This window comes from Achromobacter piechaudii NBRC 102461 (assembly GCF_001571245.1).
Lineage (GTDB): Bacteria > Pseudomonadota > Gammaproteobacteria > Burkholderiales > Burkholderiaceae_B > Achromobacter > Achromobacter piechaudii.
Genome location: NZ_BCTK01000007.1, coordinates 176,042 through 195,051 on the forward strand (window position 1 = coordinate 176,042; position 19,010 = coordinate 195,051).

Consider the following 19,010-nt stretch of genomic DNA (forward strand, 5'->3'; position numbering starts at 1 on the left):
TCATGTTTCCCCTGCTGCGCCTGCTTCGCATCATCGTCGTATCACTGCGTTATGGCCTGGATGAACTCGTACTTTCCAGCCTGAATCATCCGCTGGCCACCGGCCTGCTGCGCGTCATCCGCCTGGGCACGCGTCCGCGCCAGCCGCGCGGGCAGCGTCTGCGACTGGCGCTGGAATCGCTGGGCCCCATTTTCGTGAAGTTCGGCCAGGTGTTGTCCACCCGGCGCGACCTGATCCCGGCCGATATCGCCAACGAACTGGCCTTGCTGCAAGACCGGGTGCCGCCGTTCCCCTCGCTGCAGGCCGCCGCCTGCATCGAGGCCGCGCTGGGCGCGCCTCCTGAAAAGCTGTTCGCGCAGTTCGACGTGGACCCGGTTGCTTCCGCCTCGATCGCCCAGGTTCACTTCGCCGTGCTGCATGACGGCCGCGAAGTGGCGGTGAAAGTGCTGCGGCCCGGCATGCTGGGCATCATTGAAAAAGATCTGTCGCTGCTCAAGATCGTCGCGCGCATCATCGAGCGTCTGGGCGCCGATGGCCGTCGCCTGAAGCCGCGCGAAGTCGTGGCCGAGTTCGACAAATATCTGCACGACGAACTGGATCTGGTGCGCGAAGCGTCCAATTGCAGCCAGCTGCGCCGCAACTTCGGCCCCGAGTCCGGCCGGGGCGACATGCTGATCGTGCCCGAGGTCATCTGGGAATACACCGCGTCCACCGTCTTCACCATGCAGCGCATGTATGGCATGCCGGTGGGCCAGGTCGAGCGCATGCGCGAGGCCGGCATCGACATTCCGACGCTGGCGCGCACCGGCGTGGAGATCTTCTTCACGCAGGTGTTCACCGACGGCTTTTTCCACGCCGACATGCACCCCGGCAACATCTACGTGTCCGATCGCCCCGACACGCTGGGCAGCTACATCGCGCTGGACTTCGGTATCGTCGGGTCGCTGTCCGAATTCGACAAGAATTATCTGGCGCAGAATTTCCTGGCCTTCTTCCATCGTGATTACCGGCGCGTAGCGCAGTTGCACATCGAGTCGGGCTGGGTGCCCGCCGACACGCGCGAAGAAGAGCTTGAGGGCGCCGTGCGCGCCGTCTGCGAACCCTACTTTGACCGGCCGCTGTCCGAGATCTCGCTGGGGCAGGTCCTGCTCCGCCTGTTCCAGACGTCGCGCCGGTTCAATGTCGAGATCCAGCCGCAGCTGGTGCTGCTGCAAAAGACCTTGCTGAACGTCGAGGGTCTGGGCCGCCAGCTCGATCCCGACCTGGATCTCTGGAAGACTGCCAAGCCCTATCTGGAACGTTGGATGCGCCAACGTGTCGGAATCAAGGGGCTGCGTCAAAGCCTGGAAAAAGAAGCCGTGCAGTGGTCGCAGATGCTGCCGGCTTTGCCCAGGCTGGTCCATGACCACCTGAGCCGTCCGAACGTCTCGCCAGCGCTGCTGGCCGAGATGATTCACCTGCGGCGCGCCCAGGAGCAGAACAACCGGCTGGTTGCAGCGCTGGTTGGGGTAGTGGCTCTTGCGATCGGGGTCGCAATATGGGCCTTGACCCGATAGGCGGCGCGATGTTCTAGACCTACCCTGTCATGTTTCATTCATGAAACGGTCATCATAGCTTCGCGGGAAACGGCGAAAAATAGCGCTGCGGTGGATGAATGCAGCGCCACGCCGGAAAGACGCGCGCGCCATTCATTAATTTCTATCGCCCCACAAGCGGGACGAATACAAGGGCAGACCATGCTTTATCCTGAACTCTTCAAGACCATGGAAGCCGTGCGCTGGAACATGGCGCACGACATCCCCTGGGGAGATTTCGATCGCAGCAAGCTCTCGGACGAGCAAGCCAACACGATCAAGATGAACGCCATCACCGAATGGGCCGCGCTGCCGGCTACGGAGATGTTCCTGCGCGACAACCGTGGCGACAGCGACTTCTGCGCGTTCATGTCGGTGTGGTTCTTCGAAGAGCAAAAGCATTCGCTGGTGCTGATCGAATACCTGCGCCGTTTCCGCCCGGACCTGGTCCCGACCGAAGAAGAGCTGCACAACGTGCGCTTTGAATTCGACGCCGCGCCGGAACTGGAAACGCTGATGCTGCATTTCTGCGGCGAAATCCGCCTGAACCACTGGTATCGTCGCGCCGCCGAATGGCACACCGAGCCGGTCATCAAGGCCATCTACAAGACCGTCGCGCAGGACGAGGCCCGCCATGCTGGCGCCTACCTGCAATACATGCGCCGCGCGCTGCATGACCGCGGTCAGGACACCAGCGAACAGGCTCGCCTGGCGTTCTCGAAAATCGGCGTGCTGATGGCCTCGGCCGGCCGCACGCAGCAGGCGCTGCACCCGACCAACCTGCACGTCAACAAAGACCTGTTCCCCAACGACACGGTGCAATCGCGCCTGCCCGAGCCGGGCTGGCTGGAGCACTGGCTCGATACGCAGATCCGCTTTGACGGCATCTGGGAACAGAAGGTCGCCAGCCGCATCCTGCATATCCTGTCCAAGCTGATGGATCGCAGCTTTGAAACGGTGAAGGACCTGAACCGCTACCGCAAGGAAATGACGGCGCTGGTCGTTCCCAAGGAAAAGCAGATCATCCTGGGCGGCGCCTGATCGCAGGCGAGGCGGGCGCCGCATGGCTGCCCGCCGCAAGCGCTTTCGGGCGGTGGATGCGCAGATATAATCGCCGCATGTCCGCCGCCCGTTTTGAATCCAAAGTCCTGTCCCGCGACGAATGCGTCGCCGCCGTCGCCGCTGGCCGCCTGCCGCGTCCGCTGGTGTTCACCAACGGCGTGTTCGACATCCTGCATCGTGGCCACGCCACGTATCTGGACCAGGCCGCCCAACTGGGCGCCACGCTGGTGGTGGCCGTCAACACCGATGAATCGGTGCGCCGCCTGGGCAAGGGCGCCGAGCGTCCGCTGAACCGCATGGAAGACCGCGCCGCCTTGCTGGCTGCTTTGGGCTGTGTGACCGTTGTCACGTCATTTCACGAAGACACGCCCGAAGCGCTGATCGGCCAGATCAAGCCCGACCTGATCGTCAAGGGCGGCGACTACGACATGGAAAAGCTGCCCGAAACCGCGCTGGTCAAAAGCTGGGGCGGCCGTGCCGTGGCGATTCCGTTTGAGTTCGAGCGCTCGACGACAGCGCTGGTCAAGAAGATCCAGGGCAGTTGAAGCGCGGGCCCGAGCGGGCTGCTGGGTACAGAACCCCGACCTTGCACCGGGCATGACCCCGTAGCGGTTCGAGCCAACACCACGACCCCACATCCGGCGCGGTGCAATACCGCCCCTTGCCCTTAGCGCGGTTCGCGCAGCAATCGGTTGATCGCTTCCAGGTCCGTTTCGGCCAGGATGCCGCTGGTTGCCTTCAGACGCAGTCCCGACAGCACCGTGCTGTAGCGCGCCAGCGCCAGGTCGCGCTGCGTTGCATACAGCTGCTGCTGCGCGTTGAGCACGTCCAGGTTGATCCGCACGCCGACTTCATAGCCGGTGCGGTTGGCCTCGACGGCGGCGCGGCTGGATTTTTCGCCGGCTTCCAGCGCCTGGATGCGGGCCAGCCCGCTGGTGACGCCGGTGTAGTACTGGCGCGCGGCCTGGATGGCCTGGCGGCGCGCGGTTTCGAAGTCGTAGCGGGCCTTTTGTTCCAGCTGTACTTTTTCGGTCACCTGCGACGACACGCCGCCGCCGGAATACAGCGGGATGGACAGCACGATGCCCACGGTGCTGTCGATCGGTTTGCCCGGCGCCGCATTGCGCATGACGGCGTCGCTGGCGCTGCCGCTGGAGGCGCGCAGGTTCAAGGTGGGGTAGTGGCCGCTCTTGGCGATCTGGATTTCGCGGCCGGCGATGCGCGTCAGCAATTGCGCGCGCAGCACTTCCAGGCTGGACGACTCGGCTTGCGTGCTCCAGTCGTTCAGGCGGGCGGGCTGCGGCGAGGGCAGTTGCACGCCATAGGGCAGTTCGGCCAGCGCCCCTGGCGGGGATCCGATGATCTTGGCCAGCTCGTCGCGGCGCACATCCAGGTCGTTCTGCAAACGCAATTGCTGCGCCACCACCAGGTCGTAGCGCGCCTGCGCTTCATACGTGTCGGTGACGGTGGAGTTGCCCAGCTCGAAATTGCGCTTGGCCGATTCCAGCTGCCCGGCCACGGCGGCCTTCTCGGCCTCGGTCGCGGTCAGCGCGTCCTGCGCGTACAGCACGTTGAAATAGGCATCCGCCACGCGCAGCAGCAGGTCTTGATAGGCCTGCTGCAACTGCACTTCGACGTCGGCGACGATCAGCTTGGATTGCTCGTAGTTCTGCCAGCGGCCCCAATCGAACAGGGGCTGCGTCAGCGCCAGATCCCAGACGCCGCGTCCGCCGCTATACGCCACGCCCAGGCCGCGCGTGCTGCGGGTTTCCTGGTAGGCGCCACCGGCTTCGGCGGAGATCAGCGGCAGCAGCAGCGAACGCGCCTGCGGCTCTTTTTCCAGCCCGGCGCGGTAGTTGGCGCGGGCGGCGGCATAGGAGGGGTCATTGCCCAGTGCGGCTTGCCAGACCTGGATCAGGTTCTGCGCAAACGCGGGCGACGGACCGACGCTTGCGGCGCAGGTAAAAACCAGTAAAGCCGTAAGCAATCGGACGCGCATGATTTTCAACGATACGCCGGGCCGCCCCGGGGTGCGCTGGCCCGGAAAGGGCGCGGGCGAGGGGCGGCAGGGATAGGGTTTAGAACTTGAACTGCGAAACCGCGACGCCGCGTAGCGGCTTGATGACGGTTTCGAACAGGTTCACCGTTTCAAAGCTGGCGGCGGTGGTGCGGGTGATGCGACAGGCCGTCATGACAGGAGCCTGGCCCACGATCACGACCAGACGGCCGCCCACGCGCAATTGGTACTTGAGCGCGTCCGGCACAACCGGAACCGAGCCCGTCACCAGGATTGCGTCGTATTCGGTCGAGCCCCAGCCGTTGCGGGCGTCGCCGGTTTCGACCTTGACGTTGGTGACGTTGTTCATTTGCAGGTTTTGCTGCGCGAACGTCACGAGGCGGCTGTCGATTTCAACCGAGGTCACCTGTTGGGCCAGATAGCCCAGCAGCGCGGCCTGGTAGCCGGAACCGGTGCCGATTTCCAGCACGCAGTCGGATTTGGTCAATTGCAGTTCTTGCGCCAGACGTGCTTCGACCTTGGGGGCCAGCATGTTCTGACGGGTGTTGACCGCATTGATTTCAAGGGGCAGTTCCAGGTCGGAAAACGCCAAGGCGCGCAGGGCCGGCGGAACGAATTGTTCGCGGCGCACATCGAACAGCGCTTGCAGCACGTTGGCGTCCAGGACGCCCCACGGGCGGATCTGCTGTTCCACCATGTTGAAGCGGGCTTGTTCTACGTCGGGCAGGGTCGAAGCGTTCATGACGGTCAGGAAAAAACAGAGGAATCAGCCGACCATTGTACCGATTCGTAGCGTCCTGTGACGCCGCGCGTGCCAAGCCGTGGTTTCAGGCGCAATGACCCCGCCGGAAACGGTCGCGGCGCTTCGAAAAGCGCCGCGTTCGTCTGGCAAAACTGCTGTGAAAGGCTAGTCAGTTACCACCAGGCGTGGAAGTGATGGACCGGCCCGTGGCCCGATCCGACCGACAGGCGCTCGGCGTGGCGGATGGCCTCGGTCAGGTAGGCCTTGGCCCGGCGCGCGGCCTCTGGTACGTCCCCGATTTGTGGCAGCAACGCCGCCAGCGCCGCCGACAGGGTGCAACCCGTGCCGTGGGTGTTGACCGTTTCGATGCGGTGGCCCGGTAGTTCGATCATGCGGTCGCCGTCGTGCAGCAGGTCGATCGTTTCGTTGCCGGGCAGATGGCCGCCCTTGACCAGCACCCAGCGCTGGCCCGAATGCGCCAGCTTGTTGCGCAGGCGTTCGGCCACGCGCCGCATTTCCTTGACGGTTTCCACCGGCCGCTCTTCCAGCAGCACGCCGGCTTCGGGCAGATTGGGCGTCAGCATTGTGCACTGCGGCAGCAGCGCCTCGCGCATGGCGCCCACGGCGTCGTTCTCCAGCAGCAGGTCGCCGCTCTTGGCCACCATGACCGGGTCCAGCACCACGTGCGCCGGGGTCCATTTGGCCAGCTTTTCAGCCACCACTTCGATCACCGGGCGCTGGCCCAGCATGCCGATCTTGACCGCATCGATGCGCACGTCGGTGAACAGCGTGTCGATCTGCAAACCGACGAAGGCGGGCGGCACGGCCGAGATGCCGGTGACGCCCTGGGTGTTCTGCGCCGTCAACGCGGCGATGATGGCGCAACCGTAGGCGCCCAGCGCGCTCATGGCCTTGACGTCGGCCAGGATGCCGGCGCCGCCGGACGGGTCGACGCCGGCGATGGTCAGTGCGTTGGGAATGGGACGGGCGTTGCCGTCCTGCTGGCGCGAGCTCATTTCGCCGCGCCCGGGCCGGCGGTGATCAGCCCTTCGGTGGGCGAGCTGGGCGCGCCGCTGTACAGCTTCTTGGGCATGCGGCCGGCCAGGAAGGCTTCGCGGCCGGCTTCCACGCCCTTCTTCATGGCGCTGGCCATCAGGACGGGGTCGCGCGCGCCGGCGATGGCGGTGTTCATCAGCACGGCGTCGCAGCCCAGTTCCATGGCGATGGCGGCGTCCGAGGCGGTACCCACGCCAGCGTCCACCACGACCGGCACGCGCGCTTGGTCGATGATCAGGCGCAGATTCCACGGGTTCAGGATGCCCATGCCCGAGCCGATCAGCGAGGCCAGCGGCATTACCGCGACGGCGCCCATGTCTTCCAGCATGCGGCACTGGATGGGGTCGTCGGTGCAATAGACCATGACCTTGAAGCCTTCATCGACCAGCGTCTTGGTGGCCTTGAGGGTTTCGGGCATGTTGGGGAACAGCGTGTGCGGGTCGCCCAGCACTTCCAGCTTGACCAGGTCATGGCCGTCCAGCAGCTCGCGCGCCAGGCGCAGCGTGCGCACGGCGTCGTCGGCGCTGTAGCAGCCGGCCGTGTTGGGCAGCAGCGTGAACTTGGACGTCGGCACGTAGTCCAGCAGATTCGGCTCGCCCGCGTTCTGGCCGATATTGGTGCGGCGGATGGCGACGGTGACGATTTCCGTGCCGCTGGCGTCCAGCGCAGCGCGGGTCTGTTCAAAATCCTTGTACTTGCCGGTGCCGACGAGCAGGCGCGACGAGTAGGCGCGTCCGGCGATAGTGAGAGTGTCTTGTGTGGTCATGGCGGTGTTTCAAAGGGCGGGAGCGCGCAGCGATGCCCGCGGAGGCTGACTGATAGGCTTTTGCGAATGATAAAGCACGATGTCGCGCCGCATGCGCGACTGGCCCCCAAGCCGCGTTCCGTTTTTCAAGGAATGCGCAGGGTCCGGGCTGCGATCAGCGCAGCCGGTCCAGGTCGGCGCAAAGGGCTTCGGCGGCGTCGATCAGGCGGGGGCCCGGCCGATACAGCGCGTCCGCGTCCACACCGTACACATGACCCAGGCGCGCAGCCGGCAGCCCCAGCGCCTGCCACGCCGCCAGATTGCGCGCGGTGTCCTCGGGGCGGCTGACGCCCGCCAGCACTGCTTCGGGCCGCGCGGCCAGCACGCTTTCCAGGCCGACCTGCGGGGCCACGACCGGGGCCTGGCCGAAGACGTTCACGCCGCCGCACACGCGCAGCGCGTCGCCGACGATGCTGCTGTCGTTAAGCGTGTAGATCGGGTCCATGCCGGCCTGGACGAAGACGCGCACGGGCCGGCGTCCGGCGTAGCGCGCCGTCAGCGCGGCCAGGCGCTGACGCAACTGCGCGGCGGCCGGACGCGCAACCGCCTCGGTGCCGAACAGCACGCCCATGCGCTCGACGGCGTCGGGAATGGCGGCCAGCGTCAGCGGGTCGCTGTAGAACACCGGCACGCCCAGCTTGTCCATGACGCGCGTGAGCGGCTGGACGGCGGCGGGTTGCCACGCAATGAGCAGGTCGGGGCGCGCGGCGGCCACGCGCTCGGCATCGGGCTGCGTGCCGTCGCCTATGACGGGCACGCGGCGCACGGCGGGCGGGTAGTCGCTGCCGCGTATGGTGGCGGCCAGGTAGTCGCCCGCGCCGGCCGCGTAAACCAGCTCGGTGGCGTGTGGGGCCAGCGTCACGGCGCGGCGCGCGGGGGCGGCCAATGACACCGTGCGTCCCCGGTCGTCCCGCACGTTGATGGGGGCGTTCGTGGCGGCAACGGCCGCCGTCTGGCCCGGCGCGTCCGATGCGGCGATAGCCGGAGCCAGCAGCACGCCCGGGGCCAGTAACAGCCCCAGGGCAATGCGAATCGATGCAGAAGCAAAGGTCATGCAGGGGCCGATATGGTCAGCGAAGTACGCCGACTATATCGGATGTCCGCGATCAATAGCGCAGCGTGAGCGACGCGTAGAAATTGCGGCCCGGCGCCGGGTACAGGTTGTAGTTGGCGACGGGGCCCAGCATTTCGAACGACGCGTTGCCGCCCCGGATGCCGTAGGTGGCGTACTGGCGATCGAAGATGTTGTTCACGCCGATGGCGCCTTCGACGTTGCGCGTGAACTTGTACGCGACCTTCGTGTTGAACAGCACGTAAGCATCCAGCTCCTTGTCGAACTGGTTGGCCTGGTCGTTGTCCATGCGCGACTTGCCGACGTACTGCGCCGACACGTTCCACAGGAACGCATCGGTGGGGCGCCAGGTCACGCCGGCGTTGGCCAGCCACTTGGGCGCCAGCGGCACGGTCTTGCCGGCCAGGTCCACGCCTGCGTAGGTGCCCGAGCGGAATTGCGCTTCCATCCAGGTCAGGTTGGCGTCCAGCGTCACGCTGCTGGACAGGGCGGTGCGGCCTTCCAGTTCGATGCCTTGGCGGCGGGTCGGATCCAGGTTGGTGTTGGCGCCGGTGCCCGGGCCCCACATGCCGTCGGCCAGCGGGTTGTACTGGATCTCGTTGGTCAGGTCATAACGGAAGTACGACAGGCGCGCGCTGCTGGCGGCCGATTGCCACGTCACGCCGATTTCCTTGTCGGTGGACGTCTGCGGCGCCAGCGGGCTTTGCACCGACAGCAGTTCGTCCGCGTTTGGCAGGCGGAAGCTGCGGCCCACCTTGCCGTACACGCCGAAGCCGGCAGCCAGTTCCTGGCGCACGCCCAGTTGCCACGCGGTCAGGTGGTTGCTGCGGTCGGATGCCGTGCCCGAACCGCTCAGGACGTCCAGGTCGTCCGAGGCGTACTGGCGGCGCACGCCGGCCGTCACGGTGGTGCTGTCGGTCGCGCGGATCTGGCCTTCGGCGAACAGGCCGTATTGGTGCTGGCGGGATTGCCACTTCGACGGTTCGAAGTCGTAGTAGGCATTCTGGTCGGCGGTGGTCTTCGATTCCTGTGCATCGGCGCCGAACACCAGGCTGTGGCCGCCGTTGATCGGCAGGCGATAGCGCACGCTGGCGACGTTCTCTTCCAGCTTCTGGTCGCGCAGGATGTCGCCAAAGCCGTCATAGGTCAGGCCGTTCAGCTTTTTCTCGCGCGTGGACAGATCGGCGTACAGCATGCCCACGCCAATGGCTTGCTCTACTTGCAGGCCGAACGTGGTCGAGGTCGTCTTGACGAAGTCCAGATCGTTCTTCGCGCCGCGCGGGTCGTCTTCGAATTGGTTCACGCCGGTCGACGGGCTGATCAGGCGCGGGCCGGGCAATTCCAGCTTCTGCGTGGTCGTGCGGCCGTACAGGCGGATCGAGCCATCGTCATGGCGCAGCGTGATGCCGCCGCCGCCGCCTTCGCGGCGCTCGCCGCTGTGGTCGCGATAGCCGTCCGTATGCAGCGACTGCATGTAGGCGTCGACGCCGACCTTCTGGTTGTTCAGGGCGACCGCTGCGTCGTACTGGCGCAGGCCGTAGCTGCCGAACGTGGCGGTGGCGCGGGCGGTGACCGGTTCCTTCGAGAAATCGGACTTGGTGATGATGTTGATCACGCCGCCGGTCGTGCCGCCGCCGTATTGCACCGAGCCGCTGCCGCGCACGATTTCCACGCGTTCCACCTGGTCCAGCGGCACCACGCCCAGGCTGGGCGCCGACAGGTCGTTGGTGTTCTGCTTGACGCCGTCGATCATGATCAGCGTGTTGCTCGCGCCGGTCAGGCCAAAGCCGCGCAGGTCGACGATGGCGTTGTCGCTGGAGCTGCTGGTGTTGATCAGGTTGATGCCGGCCTGGGTCGATAGCAGGTCCTGCATGGTGCGGGCGCTGCTGGCGGCGATGTCCTGGGCGGTGATCACCGAAATGGACACCGGCAGCGTGCGGCCGTCGGTCGGCACGCGCTGGGCGGTGACGGTGACCGTATCGAGTTCGGGAGCGGTGGAGGCAGCTTGCTGGGCGGCGGCGATGGCCGGAGCGGTACAGAGCAGGGCGCCGGCGTAACGCCGGATGGAGCGGGCTTTCATCTACATAACCTCGGTGCGACCCGCGACCCCGCAGGCCAATCACGATGGGAGGACGTCCGCGCGCCCCGGCAAACCATGGCGGGCATGGCGCGGCGGCGGTGGACTTCCTGACGAGCGAACTGGCCGGTATCGGGCTGCCATGGCGCCAGAGGCGCGCATGGGGACCGTTGCGGGGGCAGCACAGGCTGGACGCGGGGCTTGCCAGCCGCCTTGTGGGCGGCGCGGCGGCCCGGGCGGGCGTCTTCCTGTTTCCCGTTTACCTTTCGCACGCGGCGGCAAGTGTTGCGTTCTTGCCAGCCTGATGCGCCGAAAGCACCGGTTCGGGGCCGAAACTGTATCACCCGAGGGCGCGAGAGACCCCGTTTTGTTACGATCAGGGCTTGTTTTTTCGGCGTTTTTCGCTTTTTAGCCACATCCGCGCCGCCGTTGGCCAACTTTATCCGGACCTGCCCGTGTCGTATCCCCGCCTGCCGTACCCGCCCGAAGCCTATACCCACGGCGGCGATTTCGCCCGCCTGCTGGGCAAGCGCATCCTGATTCTGGACGGCGCCATGGGCACCATGATCCAGCGCTACAAGCTGGGCGAGGCCGATTTCCGGGGCGAGCGTTTCAAAGACCACGGCAAGGACGTCAAGGGCAACAACGAGCTGCTGTCGCTGGTGCGTCCGGACGTCATCTCCGAGATCCATCGGCAATATCTGGAAGCCGGCGCGGACGTCATCGAGACCAACACCTTTGGCGCCACCACCATCGCGCAGGGCGATTACGATCTGCCCGAGCTGGCCTACGAACTGAACCTCGTGTCCGCAAAGCTTGCGCGCGAGGCCTGTGAGGCCTACAGCACGCCGGACAAGCCGCGCTTTGTCGCCGGCGCGTTGGGCCCGCAGCCCAAGACCGCATCGATCTCGCCCGACGTGAACGATCCGGGCGCGCGCAACGTCACGTTCGACGAATTGCGCGTGGCGTACATCGAGCAGCTGAACGGCCTGCTGGACGGCGGCATCGACATCGTCCTGATCGAAACCATCTTCGACACGCTGAACGCCAAGGCGGCCATTTTCGCCACTGAAGAAGTGTTCGAAGCGCGCGGCATCCGCCTGCCGGTGATGATTTCCGGCACGGTGACCGACGCGTCGGGCCGCATTCTGTCGGGCCAGACGGTCGAGGCATTCTGGAATTCCGTGCGCCACGCGCGCCCGGTCACCATCGGCCTGAACTGCGCACTGGGCGCGGCGCTGATGCGCCCCTACGTGGCCGAACTGTCAAAGATCTGCGACACCTACGTCTGCGTGTATCCCAATGCCGGCCTGCCCAATCCGATGGCCGAAACCGGCTTTGACGAAACGCCGGCCGACACCTCGGCGCTGCTTGAGGAATTTGCCCGCGCCGGCCTGGTGAACATGTCGGGCGGCTGTTGCGGCACCACGCCTGACCACATCCGCGCCATCGCCGACAAGGTCACGTCGCTGACGCCGCGCGTCGTGCCCGACATTCCGGTCAAGACCCGCCTGTCCGGCCTGGAGCCGCTCAACATCGACGAAGACACGCTGTACGTCAACGTGGGCGAACGCACCAACGTGACGGGCAGCAAGATGTTCGCCCGTCTGATCCGCGAGGAAAAGTACGACGAGGCGCTGGCCGTGGCCCGCCAGCAGGTCGAGAACGGCGCGCAGATCATCGACATCAACATGGACGAAGCCATGCTGGATTCGGTGGCCTGCATGCACCGCTTCCTGAACCTGATCGCGTCGGAACCCGACATCGCGCGCGTGCCGGTCATGATCGACAGCTCGAAATGGGAAGTCATCGAAACCGGCCTGAAGTGCGTGCAGGGCAAGGCGGTGGTGAACTCCATTTCCATGAAGGAAGGGCTGGAGCCCTTCCGCCATCATGCGCGCCTGTGCCGCCGCTACGGCGCGGCCGTGGTCGTCATGGCCTTTGACGAACTCGGCCAGGCCGATACGCTGGAGCGCCGCAAGGAAATCTGCGGACGCGCCTACAAGATCCTGGTCGAAGAAGAAGGCTTCCCGCCGGAAGACATCATCTTCGACCCGAACGTATTCGCGGTCGCCACCGGCATCGACGAACACAACCACTACGCCGTGGACTTCATCGAAGGCACGCGCTGGATCCGCGAGAACCTGCCGCACGCCCGCATTTCCGGCGGCGTGTCCAACGTCAGCTTCTCGTTCCGCGGCAACGAGCCGATGCGCGAAGCCATCCATACCGTGTTCCTGTATTACGCGGTCAAGGAAGGCATGACGATGGGCATCGTCAACGCCGGCCAGCTTGGCGTGTACGCCGACCTGGATCCCAAGCTGCGCGACCTGGTCGAAGACGTGGTGCTGGACCGCCCCGAGCCCGTCGGCAAGACGGACCCGGACGACGAACGCACGCCCACCGAACGCCTGGTGCAATTCGCCGACAGCGTGAAGGGCTCCGGCGCCAAGCGCGAAGAAGACCTGACCTGGCGCAAAGCAGAGGTCGAACAGCGCCTGTCGCACGCGCTGGTCCACGGCATCACCACCTTCATCGTCGAAGACACCGAAGAAGTGCGCCAGAAGATCGCCGATCGGGGCGGGCGTCCCATCGAGGTCATCGAAGGCCCGCTCATGGACGGCATGAACGTCGTGGGCGACCTGTTTGGCGAAGGCAAGATGTTCCTGCCGCAAGTGGTGAAGTCCGCGCGCGTCATGAAGCAGGCCGTGGCCCACCTGATTCCCTTCATCGAAGAAGAAAAGCGCCAGATCGCGGCCGCTGGCGGCGATGTGCGCGCCAAGGGCAAGATCGTCATCGCCACCGTCAAGGGCGACGTGCACGACATCGGCAAGAACATCGTGTCGGTGGTCCTGCAATGCAATAACTTCGAAGTCGTGAACATGGGCGTGATGGTGCCCTGCGCGCAGATCCTGGAAAAGGCCAAGGAAGAAAACGCCGACATCGTCGGCCTGTCCGGCCTGATCACGCCCAGCCTGGAAGAGATGGCTTACGTGGCCAGCGAGATGCAGCGCGACGAGTACTTCCGCAGCCGCAAGCTGCCGCTGATGATCGGCGGGGCCACCACCAGCCGCGTGCACACTGCTGTGAAGATCGCGCCCAACTATGAAGGCCCGGTCATCTATGTGCCCGACGCCAGCCGCTCGGTGGGCGTGGCCACCAACCTGATGTCGGATCAGTCCGAAACGTACCTGGCCGAGCTGGCCCAGGATTACGAAGACGTCCGCCGCCGTCACGCCAACCGCAAGGCCACGCCGATCCTGCCGCTGGCGGACGCGCGCGCCTCGCGCCCGGTGATCGACTGGGACAACTACACGCCGCCGCGCCCCAAATTCATCGGCCGCCGCACGTTCAAGAGCTACGACCTGGCCGAGATCGCGAAGTACGTGGACTGGGGTCCGTTCTTCCAGACCTGGAGCCTGTTCGGCCCGTTCCCCGCCATCCTGGACGACAAGGTCGTGGGCGAGCAGGCGCGCAAGGTGTATGCGGACGGCCTGGCCATGATGAAGCGCATCATCGAAGGCCGCTGGCTGACCGCCAACGGCGTGGTGGGCTTCTACCCGGCCAACAGCGTCAACGACGAAGACATCGAAATCTACAAGGACGAAACGCGCAGCGAAGTGCTGTTCACGTATCGCAACCTGCGCCAGCAGGGCGCCAAGCGCGAAGGCGTCAGCAACAAGTCGCTGTCGGACTTCATCGCGCCCAAGTCTTCCGGCAAGCTCGATTACATCGGCATGTTCGCCGTCACGGCCGGCATCGGCATCGAGAAAAAGGAAGCGGAATTCGAGAAGGCGCTGGATGACTATTCCAGCATCATGCTCAAGTCCCTGGCCGACCGGCTGGCCGAAGGCTTCGCCGAATGCCTGCATGCCCGCGTGCGCCAGGACCTGTGGGGCTACGCGCCCGACGAGGCCCTGTCCAACGAGGACATGATCGCCGAGAAGTACGTCGGCATCCGCCCCGCGCCGGGCTATCCGGCCTGCCCGGAACACGTGGTCAAGTCCGACATGTTCCGCGTGCTGGACGGCGCGGACATCGGCATGATGCTGACCGACAGCTACGCCATGTACCCGGCTTCAAGCGTCTCGGGCTTCTACTTCAGTCACCCGCAATCGCAGTACTTCAACGTGGGCGTGATTGGCGAAGACCAGCTTCTGGACTACGCCAAGCGAAGCGGCCGCAGCATCGAAGACCTGAAGCGCACGCTGGCGCCCAACCTGGGGTAAGGCGCGCGGCCCGCGCCTAGCGCGCGGGCGCTTTCAGACGGCCGAGGATCTGTTCGATCATCAGCCCGATCGCCAGCACCTTGCGATCCTCACCCGGCAGACCATCAACTTCCAACCCGACCGGCAGGCCGATATCGCACAGGCCGGCCGGCACGCTCAGGCCCGGCAGGCCCGCGTTGCTGCCGGGATCGACGTTGCGGGCCAGGCGGCTGAACGCCTCGAAGCTGCTGGCTTCGGGCGTGGCCGCCATCGGCAGGATGGGCAGCGTGGGAAACAGCAGGCCGTCCAGTTTGTGCGCGTCGAAAGCGCGGTGGTAGACAGCGATCAGCGCGTCGCGCTGTTCGGCGATCACGCGTTCGTACAGCGGTTGCAGCGCCAGCACCTGGCCGTCCGGCAGAGGCAGCACGCCGGGCACGATCAGGCCGTCGAAGATGGCCTTGACGTCGGGGCTGGATATCTGCGCGACCACTTCTTCAAAGCTCATGCCCGTGTCGTAGCGGCGCAGATAGTCCGTCAGGTCGGGCTTTTGCTCGTACAGGCATAGCGGCAACCCTACTGCCGCGTTCGCGGCCGGCAAGTCGGGCATGTCGATGTCGATCAACTGCACTCCCGCATCGCGCAGGCGCGTCAATGCCGCCTGCACCGTATCGCGCACCTGCGGATCCAGATCCGCCCAGAAATAGCCGGGCAGGCCCAGACGTACCTGGGCGGCGGGCAGGGCGGCTAGCGGCGCGGCATCATTCGCCAGCACCGCGTCCAGCAGCACGATGTCCTGCATGCTGTTGGCGATGGGTCCGGGCGTGTCGCGCGTGTGCGAGATCGGCGTGATGCCCGCGCCGTCGTAGCGCCCCACGGACGGCCGAAAGCCGATGGCGCCATTGACACTGGCGGGCAGGCGCACCGATGCGCCCGTGTCGGTGCCCAGCGCGGCGGGCGCAAGACGGGCGCCCACGGCCGCGCCGCTGCCCGATGACGAACCGCCAGCGATGCGGGTGGGATCGTAGGCGTTGCGCGTGCCGCCGCCCAAGGGGCCTGGAAAGGCCGTGTTGTAGCCGGACACGCCAAAGGCAAGCTCGTGCATGTTGGTCTTGCCTACGATGACGGCGCCTGCCTCGCGCAGCCGCTGCACCACGGGCGCGTCCTGGACCGGGCGGAACGATTTCAGGGCAGGGGTGCCGGCCGTGTTGGGCAGGCCGGCCACGTGGATGTTGTCCTTGATGGCGATGGGCACGCCGCCCAGCGGCAGCGACATGCCGCCCGCCTTGCCGGGGCGCGCATCGAACGCGCGCGCCTGGGCCAGCGCGCCTTCACGGTCCACGGTGATGAAGGCGTTGAGCGCCGCATGGGCGTCGATGCGATCCAGGCAGGCTTGCGTCAGGGCCTCGCTGGTCACGCGCCCCGCGTGGATTTGCTCGGCCGCCTGCGCCACGGTCAGGTCGGTCAGGGCCGCCGCGCCCGCGATGCCGGTGGCGGAAGTGGCGGACGAGGGCGTTTGCTGCGTGTCGGACATGGCGCTTGTTCCTTACCTGCGTGGTGTCGATGGAGCCGCCATCTATACCGTGATCACGGCGGCGCTGTCGAGCGCCGGCCAGCATGAGCCGGCTGTGCCATGGTTTACCACCTCGATAGTGGTAAACCATGATGGTCGAAATTGGTAAACCACCTATGATTTGGTCTAACCACTTTTGAACTCCATGACACTGCAACTGATCCCCAAACTCGAAGAGCCGGCCAGCAAGCCGGTGGCGGACCGCGCCTATGTGCGCCTGGCCGCGCAAATCCAGGCGCTGGTCGCCCAAGGCGAATTCGCCGTCGGCAAGCGCTTGCCGGCCGAGCGCGCACTGGCCGAACGCTTCGACGTCAGCCGTACCGCGCTGCGCGAAGCCATCATCGCGCTGGAAATTTCCGGGGTGGTCGAAGTGCGGGGCGGGTCGGGCATCTACGTCTGTGAACCCAAGCCGGGCGTTGCGCGGCTGCCCGGCGCGCAGGAAGCCGGGGCAGGGCCTTTCGAATTGCTGCGGGCACGCTGCCTGATCGAATCCGAAATCGCCGCGCTCGCGGCCACCACGCGCAACGACGCCGACCTGGACCGCATCTTTGAAGCGTTGACGACGATGCGCGAACAGATGATGGACAAGGTCGCCAACGAAGAGGCCGACCGCCGCTTTCATCTGTATATCGCGCAGTCCACCGGCAACAGCGTGCTGCTGGCCACGGTGACGTCAATGTGGGATCAGGCTCAAGGCCCGATCTGGGAAAAGATAGAACAGCATTTTCATTCGCAGCAATTGCGCCATGCCTCGCAGGAAGACCATCAGCGCATCTTCAGCGCGCTGGTCGCCGGCGATGCGCAGGCGGCCCGGCAGGCGATGCGCGCTCACCTTGAACGCGTCATCGGTGAATTCGCGCAGGGGTGGCGATAGCAGCGATACATGCAGTGCCCCAGGCGGCCCCCGGCAGAGCGCGGAAGATAACCGCGCCGCGGACCAGGGCCTAACAAGATCAGGAGACAAGCAATGCAGCAGCAGGACAAGGGGAACGGCACGCTGGCCCGCTGGGCAGCGGCCGCGATGCTGGCGGTGTCGATGCAGGCCGGCGCACAGACCGCCGCGCCCGCGCCCGGGCAAAGCCCGCGCGTTGACGCCATACGCAAGGCGGGTGAATTGCGCGTGGGCGTGCTGCAAAACGCGCCTTGGCTGATCCAGGACGTGTCAGGCAAAAGCGACGAGGCCTGGAGCGGACCCGCCTGGCTGCTGGCCAAGGAATATGCGCGCCAATTGGGCGTGAAGTTGACCGCCATCCCCGTTTCGCACGAGACCAAGGTGCCCGTGCTGGCGGCCAATCAGGTCGACATGACCATCAGCCCCCTGGCCGAAACCGCCGACCGCTTGAAGGTCGTGGACTTCGTGCTGTATTCCGCGACCAGCGTGTGCATGTTCGGCCGCGCCGGCAACGACAAGCTGGCCAGCGTCAAATCGGTCGACGACCTGAATCAGCCCGGCATCACCATCGCCTACTTCACCGGCGGGGCCGAAGAGGCCTGGGTGAAGGAACGCTTTCCCAAGGCGAAGCTGCGCGCCGTCGCCAATTCGGGCGCCACCGCGCCCATCGAAGAAATCATGGCCAAGCGCGCCGACGCCGCGCCGATCAACCGCGTGCCGTGGGTGGGCCTGAACCACAAGGTGCGCGGCCTGGTGGTGTTTCCGGCCGAAGCCAATTGCCAGCAAAGCACTGAAAAGGCTTCGCCCGTGGGCCTGGCGGTGGACAAGAACCAACCTGAATACCTGGCCTGGCTGCGGCAAGTGGCGGTGGCGATGAAGCCCCAACTGCTGGCCGACGAAACCCGCATCATCGAGCAGACCCGGTAGGCCGTCCGGCCTTACTCCAAGCGACTCTTTTCCCGCACGCGACCGACGCGTGCCCCTCTGGCGAACCCGCCGGCGCCTGCGCGCGCCGGTACCCGTCGCGCCGCCTCTTTGCGCACGCGCCCGGATTCGATTTTCTTCAAGGAGACTTTGCATGCCGTCCCGCTTCCCTTCGCGCCTTGGCGCCGCCCGTCTGTTCCTGACCGCCGCGATGCTGGCGGGCGTGGCGTCCGCCCAGGCGCAGACCCCGCCCGCGCCCGGTGAGAGCGCCCGCGTGGACGCCATCCGCAAAGCTGGCGTGCTGCGCGTGGGCGTGGTCAACAACCCGCCCTGGCTGGTGCAGAACACCAGCGGTTCCGGCGAACCGTGGATGGGATCGTCATGGACGCTGGGCAAGGAATTCGCGCAATTGCTGGGCGTGAAGGTCGTGCCCGTGCAGGTCAGCCACGAAACCAAGGTGCCCGCGCTGATCGCCAACCAGATGGACATCATGATCGGGCCGCTGAATGAAAACGCCGAGCGCGCCAAGATCATCGACTTCGTCACGTTCTCAAGTACCAGCGTGTGCATGTTCGGCCTGGCGTCGAACCCCAAGTTCACCAGCGCCACCAAGGTCGAAGATTTCAACCAGCCCGGCATCACGATGGCCTACTTCTCTGGCGCGGGCGAAGAGCCGCTGGTGCGCGAACATTTTTCCAATGCGAAGTTGCGCGGCGTCACCAACTCCGGTTCGGTTGCGCCGATCGAGGAAGTGCTGGCCGGCCGTTCCGACGTGGCGCCGCTGAACCGCATGCTGTGGCCCAACATCAGCAAGAAGGTGAAGGGGCTGGCGGTCTTTCCGAAGGAAAACGATTGCCAGGACAGCAAGATCTTTGAAATCAAGGCGGGCATGGGCGTGGCGAAGAACCAGCCCGTGTACCTGGACTGGCTGCGCAAAGTCGAAGCGCGACTGCACCCCGAGCTGGCGGCCGAAGAAGTCCGCATGACCCAAACCCTGAAATGAGCACACAA

Annotated in this window: 14 protein-coding genes; 7 read left to right on the forward strand and 7 right to left on the reverse strand. The window is 65.7% G+C overall.

Annotated elements, in window-relative coordinates; all coding sequences use genetic code 11:
• Window positions 1-2 precede the first annotated feature (2 nt).
• The 3 genes from ubiB (at window position 3) to rfaE2 (ending at window position 3,181) form a co-directional block, all read left to right on the forward strand.
• On the forward strand, window positions 3-1,556 hold the full coding sequence (ubiB, locus tag API01S_RS18590; RefSeq protein ID WP_006217134.1) for a ubiquinone biosynthesis regulatory protein kinase UbiB: 1,554 nt from the start codon (window positions 3-5) through the stop codon (window positions 1,554-1,556).
• Between the two features lie 180 nt (window positions 1,557-1,736).
• Window positions 1,737-2,615, forward strand: coding sequence for a ferritin-like domain-containing protein (locus tag API01S_RS18595; RefSeq protein WP_006217137.1), 879 nt, complete (start codon window positions 1,737-1,739; stop codon window positions 2,613-2,615).
• A gap of 77 nt (window positions 2,616-2,692) precedes the next feature.
• Complete coding sequence (rfaE2, locus tag API01S_RS18600) at window positions 2,693-3,181, forward strand: D-glycero-beta-D-manno-heptose 1-phosphate adenylyltransferase (protein WP_006217138.1); 489 nt, start codon at window positions 2,693-2,695, stop codon at window positions 3,179-3,181.
• Window positions 3,182-3,303: 122 nt separating this feature from the next.
• On the opposite strand, the gene API01S_RS18605 is transcribed toward rfaE2, so the two are convergent.
• The 6 genes from API01S_RS18605 to API01S_RS18630 all read right to left on the reverse strand — a co-directional run bounded on the left by API01S_RS18605 (window position 3,304) and on the right by API01S_RS18630 (window position 10,408).
• Window positions 3,304-4,635 (reverse strand): TolC family outer membrane protein, encoded by a 1,332-nt coding sequence (locus API01S_RS18605; RefSeq protein ID WP_061305758.1) that lies wholly within the window; start codon window positions 4,633-4,635, stop codon window positions 3,304-3,306.
• Between the two features lie 79 nt (window positions 4,636-4,714).
• Window positions 4,715-5,395 carry a protein-L-isoaspartate O-methyltransferase family protein gene (locus API01S_RS18610; protein ID WP_061305760.1) on the reverse strand — a complete coding sequence of 227 codons (681 nt, stop codon included), beginning with the start codon at window positions 5,393-5,395 and terminating at the stop codon, window positions 4,715-4,717.
• A gap of 173 nt (window positions 5,396-5,568) precedes the next feature.
• Window positions 5,569-6,411, reverse strand: a complete 843-nt coding sequence (gene thiD, locus API01S_RS18615) for a bifunctional hydroxymethylpyrimidine kinase/phosphomethylpyrimidine kinase (RefSeq protein WP_006217141.1) — start codon at window positions 6,409-6,411, stop codon at window positions 5,569-5,571.
• Window positions 6,408-7,217 carry a thiazole synthase gene (locus tag API01S_RS18620; protein ID WP_006217142.1) on the reverse strand — a complete coding sequence of 270 codons (810 nt, stop codon included), beginning with the start codon at window positions 7,215-7,217 and terminating at the stop codon, window positions 6,408-6,410. Before API01S_RS18620 ends, thiD begins: the two co-directional genes overlap by 4 nt.
• A 154-nt stretch (window positions 7,218-7,371) precedes the next feature.
• A complete protein-coding gene (locus API01S_RS18625) occupies window positions 7,372-8,310 on the reverse strand; it encodes a cobalamin-binding protein (RefSeq protein ID WP_084802457.1) in 939 nt (312 codons plus the stop codon).
• A 52-nt stretch (window positions 8,311-8,362) separates the two neighbouring features.
• Window positions 8,363-10,408 (reverse strand): TonB-dependent receptor, encoded by a 2,046-nt coding sequence (locus tag API01S_RS18630; RefSeq protein WP_061305762.1) that lies wholly within the window; start codon window positions 10,406-10,408, stop codon window positions 8,363-8,365.
• A 452-nt stretch (window positions 10,409-10,860) separates the two neighbouring features.
• Between API01S_RS18630 and metH the strand changes: the two genes are divergently transcribed.
• Complete coding sequence (gene metH, locus API01S_RS18640; protein WP_061305865.1) at window positions 10,861-14,634, forward strand: methionine synthase; 3,774 nt, start codon at window positions 10,861-10,863, stop codon at window positions 14,632-14,634.
• Window positions 14,635-14,650: 16 nt separating this feature from the next.
• On the opposite strand, the gene iaaH is transcribed toward metH, so the two are convergent.
• On the reverse strand, window positions 14,651-16,144 hold the full coding sequence (gene iaaH / locus API01S_RS18645) for an indoleacetamide hydrolase (protein ID WP_084802458.1): 1,494 nt from the start codon (window positions 16,142-16,144) through the stop codon (window positions 14,651-14,653).
• Window positions 16,145-16,328: 184 nt separating this feature from the next.
• Between iaaH and API01S_RS18650 the strand changes: the two genes are divergently transcribed.
• The 3 genes from API01S_RS18650 to API01S_RS18660 all read left to right on the forward strand — a co-directional run bounded on the left by API01S_RS18650 (window position 16,329) and on the right by API01S_RS18660 (window position 19,002).
• The gene (locus API01S_RS18650) at window positions 16,329-17,057 is read left to right on the forward strand and encodes a FadR/GntR family transcriptional regulator (protein WP_006217150.1); all 729 of its coding nucleotides are present in this window, start codon (window positions 16,329-16,331) and stop codon (window positions 17,055-17,057) included.
• A gap of 93 nt (window positions 17,058-17,150) precedes the next feature.
• Window positions 17,151-18,002, forward strand: coding sequence for a substrate-binding periplasmic protein (locus tag API01S_RS18655; protein ID WP_061305766.1), 852 nt, complete (start codon window positions 17,151-17,153; stop codon window positions 18,000-18,002).
• A gap of 151 nt (window positions 18,003-18,153) precedes the next feature.
• Window positions 18,154-19,002 (forward strand): substrate-binding periplasmic protein, encoded by an 849-nt coding sequence (locus API01S_RS18660; RefSeq protein WP_050730568.1) that lies wholly within the window; start codon window positions 18,154-18,156, stop codon window positions 19,000-19,002.
• Window positions 19,003-19,010 lie beyond the last annotated feature (8 nt).